Here is a 12,124-nt window from a genome sequence, read left to right as displayed (position 1 = left end):
GATTAAATGATTTCCATTTTAAAAGTAAAGTTTTTATCTAGTCGCAGAAGTACGGTTCTTTTATTTAAAGCTTGTAAAAAATTAGAATTACTAGTTAATATTCTGGCTAAATCTCTAGCTACAGCACTTCCATCAATATTATTTTTAACAGTATTATTTTCAATTTCCAGTCGAAAACTATAATTCTTCCTTTTCCCAACAGCCTTAAAATCTTTGTTATTCATATTTAACTCTAGAGATTTTCCTTCTCTGACAGATTCGATGATATTTGGTATTAAGGGCTTCCAGATATCTTCATATTTATGAATATTTAAATTATTCATTTGTAATATTAAATTTATTTAACCTTCAATTCTCCAGATTTCAAGTGCAGTTTTTGCTAATTCCTTTCCTCTTTCTTCAATATCTTTGAATTTGAAGCCTGTATAATTTTCTCCAATCTCTTTCGTCAATTTAATGTTTGATTTATTATATGCCTTTCTTTTACTCACAAATGGATTGTTGGAAACAGAGATATTAAGATCACCCGCTATCAAAGTCATATTTCCAATTCGGTTTACATATCTAGGATGTTTAGTGAGTGATTTTTCACCTAAATAACTTTCCCAATCTCCAAATTCCTCTTTTGATTTTTGGGACTTTATCTTTTGTGGAATTATATGTTCAAGATGTACATCATTTCCCGCATTTATAGTAATTTCTCCTGTACCACCAGTTAGCGTATATTCAATTTCCCTTAATATATATTTTGCTCTATTATGCAGACTAGACTTCAATTCGTGATTTGGGAATCTGTCCTCGAATTCTTCATCATTAGGATAATCAAGTATTAATTCTTCCTTAAAATTATCAATAAAGTTTTCATCATCCTCAATACGTAGAACTCTTGAAAATATAATATCATTTTCGCTGGTTCTTCTTGCGCAAACATGCCTTCTTAACATTAAGGCACTAATCATATCCAATACTTCTAGCTTTTCATTAAGCGTTTTACCTCTTTGTAAAAAGTGCATTAGGAAGATATAAGTTGGAAATGATTTAATATCACTTAAGTCTCTAAGTTTTTTATTTAATTTCTCTTCATCAAAAGTCTTGTTCCAGATATTTGAATATACCTCTGCACAACTCAAAATTTGCTGTATGTAGTTTGTTATATCGATTCTAGAATGGCTATTTTTGACTTTTTTGCTTTTTGGCTGATCTTCAGGGGCTTCTTCCACTTCATCTTCCGGGTCATTTGACTCCTCGGCACCATTATAATAATCTGAATAATATGCATATTCTCCAATCAAATCCACATTATCTACTTTATTCAAGTAGTCCTCTTTAAAGTATTCAATCAGTTTTGATTTTGTAACTCGCCTAGTATAGATACTACTTATATATTGTCGGAAAAAATCATCAGTAGGAATACCGTCTAAGGTAGTAATTAAAGAACTCCATTGTTCTTTCACCTCTTCAAGTTTTTGCTTACCTATTTTAGCGGCATGGCCTAGTATAAAATTTTTGAGTATGTCGGTTGCTGATAACCTCAATCCTCTGTTATTAATAGTTTCGAATAACTTGTAAGCATCTTGTGCCTGCTGCACATCTAAGCGAATTATTTTTGCAGTATGCGTTAATTTATTATAAAATTTATCCAGCCATTCTTCACCTTCTTCATTTATCCTATTTGATATTAATTCATTGAAATAATTTAAAGCATTAATTAGATTCAGATTTTTTATACCTTCTTGCTCACCTTTTAATATTTTTTTAAAATCCTTATTATCGAGTTCTCCAAGAATAATTTTAGGCTTACTAGAATCATTCCCACAATACAACATGGTTTGTATTTGATGGTTAATATGTTCCCTGCCTACTTCACTAAATTTGGTTTTTAAAGCATGTAATAATAAAGTTATAGTAGTTAGTCTTTGTTGACCATCAACTACATCTATTTCATTTATTCCGCCTTGATGATATCCAGTATGTAAAATTAGCATTCCAAAGAGATGTCCGTCATTTGGTTGTAGCATATCAATATCTTCAAACAATGCAAATGTTTGATTGTAACTCCACGCATATCTTCTTTGGTATGCAGGAATAATTAATTGCTCCATAGGATTATTAAGCAATCCATGTATTGTTTGGTCTTTGGGTATTATATTCATTTACTTTGATTTTTTGATTCTCTCTAATAACTTCTCAGCAGGCTCCCAATCTGCTTCTTGCTTGCATGCATCCAATTCTTTTTCGGTTAATAATTCACCTGAAAAAGCCTTTTTCAATATACTTTGCCTTAAAGCTTCTGATTTTTCTAAACTTTCATTGATGCTTTCAGCTAATTTATCGGAAACCGAAAGTCGAGATTCAATTTCTTGGACTATTTGTTTTTGCTCGGAAACGTGTGGTAAAGGGACAAGGTAATTGTTAATGTATTTTGTTGAAACCCTAGGTAAGTTCACTCCACTGGTATTTTCCGACATATCATTTACAAATCTTCTGCTAAGAATGTAGTTGATGGCAAATTCGCCCAAAATGTTTTTTGATAAATCAAACACTAAAATATCTGTAGAACAAACACCAGATTCTTTTGCCAAATACGCTTTATTAAGATAAGGCCTAAGTTTACCATATAGAATTTGACCTTTTTTAAATTTATTTTTAACAGTTTTTATAACTTCTTCACAAACATTATTACTTAATTCACCTTTATCTTTTAATATGTGTTCTAATCCAATATAAAATTGCTTTTGAATAGTTTCCGGTTTATATTTTTCTTTTGAATGCAATAAGACACTTCCCAATTTAACCCATTCCCAATCTTTTGGAAGTTCATTTTTGATATTTTCATTTTTTACATAAATAGGAATAGGTTCTGCAGCATTGGGCAAATCCTGTTGAAATCTCCATTCCTTCGTCAATTCCCCCTCAAAAGCTCTTTTCAGTACAGCCTGTCTATAAACTTCTAGTTTTTCCTTAGCAGATTTTAGATTAACTATTCCATTATCTAATTCACTAAAAAGTTGTTCTATTTTAGATACTATTGATCTTTGTTCTGGGAGGGGGACAACTGGTACTGAAAGTTTTTTTAAGATAGTCTGGCTAATATTCGGCTGTGCACCACCTGCTCCTTGATCAATAAGTTTCTGTTTTTTATGGAATAGATAGTTAAAGAGAAATTTTGTCTCAAAAATGTCATTCTTATAAATTCCACATACAGCTTGATTAGTTGATGCAGGAATACCGAGGATCGCAAGTTTACCGATAGTTGCTCCATATAATGCAATAAGTATAGTGCCCGCAGGGAAAAGTTTAGCGCTAGACTTTCTAATAGCTTCTTCGGAAATATGTTCCTCCGCGTTGAAAATTATATTATGTTTTAATTCACCTGATTTAATCCAAGGGATATTTCCGTTATAAAAATCTGAATTTGACCTCAATGGGGTACCACCTGATGTAGTTTTAATTATTTCTCCTAGTTCCCTATATAACCAAGTTGATTTCATAAATATTATTTAAATAAAAACCAGATAAGTGTAAATAAGGAAATCAAGATTATGCTTAAAGTGAAAATGATTAGCTTCAAATCCAACATTAGAGATAATAAAATAAAACCTATCAAGGATAAATTAATTACAATCGTTAATATAAGGTAACTGGTTAAATAGGAAGAAATAGTTTTATATTTAGCTTGAAATCTAGTTTTAACTTCAGTAAAGTCAGTTTTCTCCTCTGGATATTCGTTGAAAAATTTACTGTTCTCAATACTTTTGAAATCGCTATCAAAGTTAATTTTAATAAAATTTAAATCTTGTTGATAATGACGTGAAATGGCAACAGCAAAAATTGTAATACCTACTAATGCAATCATAATAATTACACTTATAAAATTGTTGTCAATTTTATCAATAGCAAATGCTATAGCAAGAAAAGTCAATGGTAATGCTATAACTTGATTTACTAATTTGGATAAAAGAGAATTTAATTTTTCAAAATAGGAACTTTTATACTCTTTATAATCAGCTTTCAGTTTTTCTATTGATAAGTCATTGATAAAAATCGAGAAATTACGATTAGCATCATGAATGATCTTTTTCAAATTTATGATGAATTCTTTAAAAGAAATTTCTCTTTGGTGAGAAAAAATATGTAGGATTGAATTCTTAATAAAAACAGGAAAGTTTTTATTTTCTTTAGTAAATGATTTTTTAAAAGATTCCCAATCCTCTCCATAATCAATATTTCTATCTAATTCAATTGCTCCACTCCGTGGAAATCTTACAATAAGTTTTTGTTTATCAAAGGAGCTAATAATCAATTTGTTCGTGGTATCTGAAAAGAAATCAATTAAATCCTGAGAGTCTATTAAATTATTGGCTTTGCCTTTCAAAAATTTCAGTGCATCAAAGTAGACTAAAGTATTAGTAAAAATAAAATCTTCAATTTCTTCGTTTTCAGAATTAAGCGTTTTTTCAGATTTATATAATATATATTGGTTCTCAGATACAAATAATATTATATCTTTTTCAAAATCTTTTTCTTTAACCTCACTGTAGTATTCATCAAGATCAAAAAATAAACTAAATGGTAAAGAATGCTTTTCTACATATACACTGGACCTTCTATTATCAGGCTGAATATTGTTTGCACTTAAAAGGCTGATTAATTCATCATCCTCAGGGAATTCAATAATTTTATCCTCATAATTATATTTCCAGCCACCCTCTTTTGAGATAATATATTCTATTAATGAAATGTTTTTCATTCTAAATCTAATTCATCAAATTTTGAATAGAGATGTTCGTCTTCTATTATGACTTGATTATTGTCTCCAAGTTTAACGATACCTTGATTATAATCTTTTCTTGTGAAAGAGAGCTTTAATTTGCCTGATTCAATGGTATATTTATTAAGTTGATCTAGAACCTTCTTAGTACTTCTGAATTCCATATCAATGGTGATATTATTTTCTTCTGCGTAGTTAGATAATTTTTGCTCATCACCCCAAAAATGTTTACTTATGTCATTTAAATTTATTACACCTCCTGCAGTATTGATGTAATCATGTACTCTTTTTCGAAAGGTACTCTCCTCCATTTTTTCTCCTGTCAAGTTATCTATTGGCACATCAACGTGATTTAACATCCCAATAAATGTTCTTGTGTCTTCTTTGCTTTTGTTTACAATATCTGCTTCAATCCATTTTATGAAATATTCGGATGTATTTCCTTTAACATGGGTAAAATGTAAATATCTATCATCTCCATTCAATAATTTAGCTGTTTCTATTCGAACAGCCATTGCAAGGTTTTCTGTCTTAATAATCTTAGTTAATTGAACAATAAATTCATTATTTGAGTCTGATTTCTCTAATGTCACTTCTTTTGAATCTCTAACTATGAAAACAGATACAAATTCAGTCCCATTTATTTCATATTCAATAAATATTACATAACCACCTGTCGCGAATATAACCCCTAGTAAAATATCTTTAAGTCTATTAATAGATTTAACAGAGAATTCTTTAAAGTCATCATCCGTATCATTATTTAAAAAAATATTTAGGGATTTTTGAAATACATCTTGATCCTCTAAAAAATTAATTTTTATTACTCTCTCATCCTTATTAAATGATTTGGATAACTTTTCTGTCAAAAATGTAACTTCGTTCTCAATAGGAATTAAATTTTCAGATAAGTCTAAATGAGCTTCTATTACTCCTTGTTCCTTAGATATTTGGTGAATTATTATTCGTGTTACTTCCATGTTTTCTTTAAGCTGTTAGGTTTTGATTAAGTTCTATAATTACATTATCCATTTCCTCACCAAATAGAGCCCACATTTTTCCTCTTCCTCCTTTTGCATCAAAAGGCGTATAGTCCAAATCATCTGCTTCGACATGAAAACTATTGGCAATATGGTCTTTCATCATGCGTAACCATTCCATTTGATCAGTGGTGAATTTATTGTGCTGCCCAGCATTTTGTTTAAATACCCAATCCTGAAAATTTTTATCTACCGTTTTATGATAGGGGATGAGTTCTTTATCAATCCCACTCACTTTCCTAATTAAAGAAACTAAGGCAACCAATTCATTTTTAGGGCTATTCTCCTTTACATTTTCCAATTGGTTGTAAGCTTCCCATACATAATGAGGTGCAAGTAATGGCTTTTCTCTTTTGAGCTTTTCCATCAGCTCTTTTATCATCTGATAACTAAGGGCTCTTCGGTTATAAGCTTGATCGTAAAAAATACTTAAAGCAGTAATTTCGTCTTTATGTTCTGCAATGTAAGTGGAGAATTCCTTCACCACATCTTTAGCTTTATCCGTAGTAAAACTATCCCATTCCGCACTGATGACTTTATCTTGATTGATGGTGTCAATTACTTGATCGTGTACTTTGCGTACATTTTCAATATATTCATTTAACTCCCCCGTAAATACTTTAGTGGCTTCATTGCGCTTTTGCTCCAAAGCCTTATTTATTGCTTTCCCAATATCATCAGGAGAAGAACCAGCATATCCTCTCTGAGTATCTCCTTCAATTTGAGAGGTGGTGTCAGGGTCATAAGCCTCCAGTAGTTCTTTGCTAATCGTATTTAAGGCTTTCCCATTGGTAAGTTTTAAAAGTTCTGTTTTTTCGCTTTCGGTAAGTTGTTTGTCTAATCGTATCAAACGATTGGCAAGTGAAGTAAACAAATCCTCATCCTGAGCACCCATTGCCACTGCACCCAATAAATCTTTAAGCGCAGTTCCAGGCTTACGCTCTAGCGGTCTGCTATCCGTTTTCTTGGATTTGGTAGCACCAACGGCATCCACTATCACAAAATGGGTTTTGGTGTGTTTAGCGGTACGGGTTACTTTTTGCAAATCATCAAAATTAATGGTGCGTGTACCCCTTCCTTTCATTTGTTCAAAATAATTGATGCTTTTCACATCTCGCATAAAGAGTAGTACTTCCAATGGCTTTACATCAGTACCAGTAGCAATCATATCCACGGTAACCGCAATTCGTGGTGCCCATGAATTACGAAAGCGATTCAATACCGATTTTGGATCTTCTTCAATTTTATAGGTCAGCTTTTTACAAAAGTCATTTCCCTCGCCAAATTCTTCTCTTACGATATTGATAATATCATCCGAATGGCTGTCTGTTTTGGCAAAAATCAATGTTTTAGGCACTTCAAACTCACCCTTTTCATCAAATCGGTCTGGGAAGATTGTAGGGAGTGCTTTTTTAAAAGCCTGAATGATAGTCCTGATTTGATTGGGATTTACAACATCTTTATCCAGTTTATTGGTAGTGTATTCATAATCTTCATCCAATCTTTCCCAGCGTTGCTTTCTGCTCTGCTTATCTCTTTTTTCGATAAACTGTTCTGTTTTGGCTTCAATTTTACTGCCTTTCTTGCTGATTTCTGTTTCTATGGTAAATACATCATAAGGAACATTTACTCCATCGGAAACGGAATCTTCATAAGTGTATTCACTAACCACATTTTGATTAAAAAAACCAAAAGTCCTTTTGTCAGGAGTAGCAGTCAAACCAATTAAAAAAGCATCGAAATAGTCGAGTACTTGTTTCCATAAATTATAAATAGATCGATGGGCTTCATCTATGATAATAAAATCAAACTGCTCAATGGGGTTTTTACTGGTATACTCTACCGGGAGTGGTTCTTTCTTCTGCCAATTCCAGCCTTTCTCGTTAGGGTTTTCTTTTTCAATATCCTCATCCAGTTCTTGCCCTTTCAATATGGAGTAGAGTCTTTGAATGGTAGAAATACATACCTGACTATCTGTAGCTATATAGCTTGAGCTTAGCCTTTGTACATTATATAGCTCTGTAAATTTCCGGTTATCGTCAACGGGCTGATACTTTAAAAACTCTTGTTCGGCTTGCTCTCCTAGGTTTTTGGTATCTACCAAGAATAAAATCCTTTTGGCATCCACATTCTTTAATAATCTGTAAGCAAAAGTACAGGCCGTAAAGGTTTTTCCTGCACCGGTAGCCATTTGAATCAAAGCTTTTGGGCGATTTTCCTTAAATGAATTTTCAAGATTATTAATGGCTTTGATCTGAGCAGGTCGTAAGCCGGTTTTGGGTAAGGCTGGCATTTTCCTGAGCCTTGCCCTTAATGTTTCACTTTTGTCAAACCAGTCCAATAAAGTTTGCGGCAGATGGAAATGAAAAACAGGTTTTGACCTTGGTTTGGGATCACGGTAATCAGTAAATCGAGTAATTACCCCCGTACTTTCATAAACAAAAGGAAGTGGTTCTTTATTCAGGTTATATTTTAAAGAGGCATTAGCATATTGTGTAGATTGGTCTTCTACTACTGTGAGTTTTTCACCTGATTCTTCTCTTTTAGCTTCAATTACTCCAACTGGTTTACGATTGACAAATAGCACATAATCAGCGGGTCCAATGTCAGTTTGGTATTCTCGAACTGCTATTCCTAATCCTGCCGATAAGTTTACTTTGGATTTATCTTGCACCAACCACCCAGCATCTAACAGCATTTGATCAATGCGGTCTCTAGCAATTTGCTCAGGGTTTTGGTTGGCTGTTGCAGTCATTTATGGATTTAATTGATATAATAATGACTTAAATTAAGGTAAAATTTCCTAGAATCACATAGGATGACCGTATTATTCGATGAATCTGATGAAGATTTTGACATTAGTCAAATTTGATACCTTAAGATCATCAGTCATATTTTTCCTTAAGTAGAAAGCTATGCAGCAAAAAATTCTATTAAATTATCAACTAATTTATTCTGTACTTTCTCGTACATTTCCTGATCCTCCGGTTTTGTTGATTTAAGACCTCGTGGATGTCTTATTCTCCAATGCCTACTGTACTCTGCCAAGTATTGAGCTGGCCAAACGCCTCCATTTGCACTCATTTTTAAAATGGTTTTTTCTAAAAACTCTCCCTTTTCAATATTTTCAACATCTTCAAAAACCAAAGTTGAGATATATTTACCGTCTGAAGAATCCACTTCTAACAAGAAAAATGGATCAGGATCCGTTACTTCAATAATTAAAATTTTTCGTTTCTGTCCATTTATGTTAGAAAATACAAGGTGTTCAGGAACATCTCTTATGACATACTCGAAAGATAGACCAAAGCCATTTGCAGTAATTTCAAAAGCCTTACAAAAGGTGAATAAACCATTAGGGATTTTAGAGTAATCAAATTCTTTAAACTTTAAGTTTGATTCAAGCTTGGCTTTAATATTGTTAACATCAAATGATCTCCCTCCAAAACTAAATCTCAATTCTTTGTTAGGAATGTCTTTATTGTAGGTATTTGATTTCCTTACCTTCCTATTATTACTTGTGCTTCTTTTATAAACAATTTCTGGTCGTTTTTTTACAAAGTTATTACCAATGCTTATGGGTATTTTAGATCTTCTTTTTTGCTGATTATGACCTTTTTTACTAACATCTGGGACGATAGGAAATTCATTGTCCAATGCTTTTTTCTTTTTATCAGAAGCGTCTTTGGTAGATTGAGTCTCGGTCAATTCGGGGAGGATTACTTTTATTACTTCAAATGGTAATGTCTCATTTATATCAATATCATTTATTTGAAGCACTAAATTGAAATTTGCGTATTTTTTGACGCACATATTCATCTTTACATCTTTTAAATTTAATTGGCTGAACGAAAAGTCCCTTTTTGATATGGTTGGACTGAATTTAATATCATCCCAATATTTTTTTATTGGTTTGCAAAATAAAAGGTAAGCAACATTGAAAATAAAAGTTTGATTTTTCAATAAATTAATAGGAAGAAAATCATTAAACTGTAATATTAATTTTTTTTTAGAATCCTCTTTTATTATTTCGCGATGATCCAAGGCAATGTCTAAAAATTCATTTTTAAAAATGAACGAACCTATTTCACTGGTGATAAATAGTAATACCCGAAATAGATCGTAACAAAAGAAAACATAATATTCCCCATTATGCTCTATTCGATATATCATTGATTCATCATATAATATTCTAGGATTATAAAAATCAAAATCTCCAGTCTTTAAATCCTTGAAATTAATGCAATAACCTTTTCCAAAATCTTGAAAATGTAAATCTTCCTTTGGAAGGGCATCAGGGTTTAATTGTTCAAAATTTTCAATTTCCCCTCCAATTAAAATGTTAGGCGTCCTGTCAACTGGAAAGTATTCTTTTTGATAATAAGGCTTTATGCCTAATTTTTTAACTTCGGTTTCCAACTGCCATTGATCATCTGAAAAGACGGCATTTGGTACTGAGATAACTTCAAATGCCATAATTATGCAGTTTTAATGAATGCTTGTCTTGATAATTCAAAAGTCCCATTTACAATCCCTTTAGCAATTTGAATTAATTCATAGTTAAGGTATTCTTTTCTTATGCCTGCTTTTCTTAAGAGTGTCCAGTAAGAAATTTCTGCTTTTTCGTCTTTCATTTCTAAAGCAGAAAGAACAAGTCTTTTTTTTCTATGAAAATACTTCGACTCATGAGTTTTAGATAAGTATTCTTCACAATTTTTAAGCTTTTCTTGATTGTTATAAAACATTTTTTCTTTTTTCACCATTATGAGAAGTAAGCTTTTTGTAATCCTTTTTTTTGGATTTTCTTTCAGAGCATTTGATCTTGCTATCTTTAATTCTTCGAGAATTTCAAGATCCCTTGCTTTCCAATTAATCCTTAATTTCGAATTTGGCTTAGATTTATGGTATTGCTGTTTTTGTAACCATTCTTTACAATTCCGATATAAAAATGCAAACAGGGCAGGCATCTTTTTTCTTAGTTCAGTAATCCCAGATTTAGGATTTTTCCTAATATGCTGTTGCCAAATTTCCTGCTTCTCCTTCAATTCAGTTTTAGGTGTGGAATCGCCTACTACTTTTATTGATTTAAATTTATTGATCGTCTTGGAGTCACATCCTAACATTCGGGCAATAGCTCTTATACTCATTTTTTTCTCTACCAAAAGTTGATTTAGTTTAGAATGCCATACGGGTCCATATTCTTTTATTCTAGTAAAATAGTTTTGCTTACTAGTTATATAGCTATGAGTATATTTATGTCCGCAATTACATTCAACCAAAGTAATTTGCCGTTTGGATTTATGGTCAATGTGTCTTGAAAATGTAGTTTGGATTGACTGATTGTAATGCTCACACACTTTATTTAAACAAGGATACTTTATATTTTCAATTTCAATGACTTCTAGGCTTTCATTTTTTGTTTCTAAATATTTCAAAAAATTGTCTATTATAACATGCCGACAGGGGTCGAAGCCTTTTCTGTGTTTTCTAAATATTCCTTTTAACCAACAAGAAGGGTTATCCAAATTTACTGATGACTTAAATTTAGCCAATAGAGTGTCGTTATATAAGTCAGTAAAGTTTTCATATAACCCCTGAGTACTTAGTTGATTTGCGTTTTTAACTAAGCCATGTTTAAATAATTCCTTCCGATAGAAGAAGGGGTCATCAGCATCAAAAGGATTTTGCTTTCCTTTCAACAGTTTTTCAATATCCTTACAAATATTGAGGTATTCAGTAGATTCATTTTGTTCAATTAAGCTAAATTGATCTAAGTGATCTTCAAGAAATAAAAACTCATGTTTGTTAAAATTAACTCTACTCTTATTTAATTCTAATAAATATATATTGTGTTGAGTACAAATTTGTATTGATGGGATTTGATGGGTTCTTCTCAAGTAGGGCGATATATTTTCAGATTTATCTTCTTTTACGCACATGGGGCAATATTTTGGTGATTTTCCAGCGGGGAAAATGCCAGCGTTAATACCGATCAGCGTATGAATATCTCCTGATTTATTTAACATGGAGTGTCTAACTTTCCCAGCTTTTGTTGGAGTTAAAAATGGCTGATAATACGGGAAGAGGGTGTTATCGGCCAAAATCATTTCAACATCCTTATCAAACATTTCTAGGTTATGTATTAAATCTTTTAATCCGCTAGGTAGATCAAGCGTTGCACTAATAGTTTTTCTGTCAAAAAGATTATTTAATAAATGCTTGGGGCCTCGGCTTCCGGAAATTTTTAAATATCTGGCAATCACACTGTATAGAATTTCATCAGGATATGTATGAGGCCAATAATAAAGCATGT

General features: G+C 31.8%; 8 protein-coding genes. All 8 read right to left on the bottom strand.

What is annotated here, in order from left to right; genetic code table 11:
- Positions 1-2: 2 nt before the first annotated feature.
- The gene (locus B9Y84_RS06275) at positions 3-323 is read right to left on the bottom strand and encodes a hypothetical protein (protein WP_085516249.1); all 321 of its coding nucleotides are present in this window, start codon (positions 321-323) and stop codon (positions 3-5) included.
- An 18-nt stretch (positions 324-341) separates the two neighbouring features.
- A complete protein-coding gene (locus tag B9Y84_RS06270) occupies positions 342-2,153 on the bottom strand; it encodes a DUF262 domain-containing protein (RefSeq protein WP_085516248.1) in 1,812 nt (603 codons plus the stop codon).
- The gene (locus tag B9Y84_RS06265; protein ID WP_085516247.1) at positions 2,154-3,491 is read right to left on the bottom strand and encodes a restriction endonuclease subunit S; all 1,338 of its coding nucleotides are present in this window, start codon (positions 3,489-3,491) and stop codon (positions 2,154-2,156) included.
- Between the two features lie 5 nt (positions 3,492-3,496).
- A complete protein-coding gene (locus tag B9Y84_RS06260) occupies positions 3,497-4,750 on the bottom strand; it encodes a hypothetical protein (protein WP_085516246.1) in 1,254 nt (417 codons plus the stop codon).
- Positions 4,747-5,751 carry a nucleoid-associated protein gene (locus B9Y84_RS06255; protein WP_085516245.1) on the bottom strand — a complete coding sequence of 335 codons (1,005 nt, stop codon included), beginning with the start codon at positions 5,749-5,751 and terminating at the stop codon, positions 4,747-4,749. Before B9Y84_RS06255 ends, B9Y84_RS06260 begins: the two co-directional genes overlap by 4 nt.
- A 7-nt stretch (positions 5,752-5,758) precedes the next feature.
- Positions 5,759-8,566 carry a type I restriction endonuclease subunit R gene (locus B9Y84_RS06250; protein ID WP_085516244.1) on the bottom strand — a complete coding sequence of 936 codons (2,808 nt, stop codon included), beginning with the start codon at positions 8,564-8,566 and terminating at the stop codon, positions 5,759-5,761.
- 158 nt (positions 8,567-8,724) lie between these two features.
- Positions 8,725-10,287: a Tn7-like element transposition protein TnsE gene (locus B9Y84_RS06245; RefSeq protein WP_085516243.1), complete on the bottom strand. Its 1,563-nt coding sequence runs from the start codon at positions 10,285-10,287 to the stop codon at positions 8,725-8,727.
- Between the two features lie 2 nt (positions 10,288-10,289).
- A complete protein-coding gene (locus B9Y84_RS06240; protein WP_085516242.1) occupies positions 10,290-12,122 on the bottom strand; it encodes a TnsD family Tn7-like transposition protein in 1,833 nt (610 codons plus the stop codon).
- Positions 12,123-12,124: the final 2 nt, after the last annotated feature.

Source organism: Marivirga sericea, from assembly GCF_900177665.1.
GTDB classification, from domain to species: domain Bacteria; phylum Bacteroidota; class Bacteroidia; order Cytophagales; family Cyclobacteriaceae; genus Marivirga; species Marivirga sericea.
This window is presented reverse-complemented; position numbering and strand designations above follow the sequence as displayed.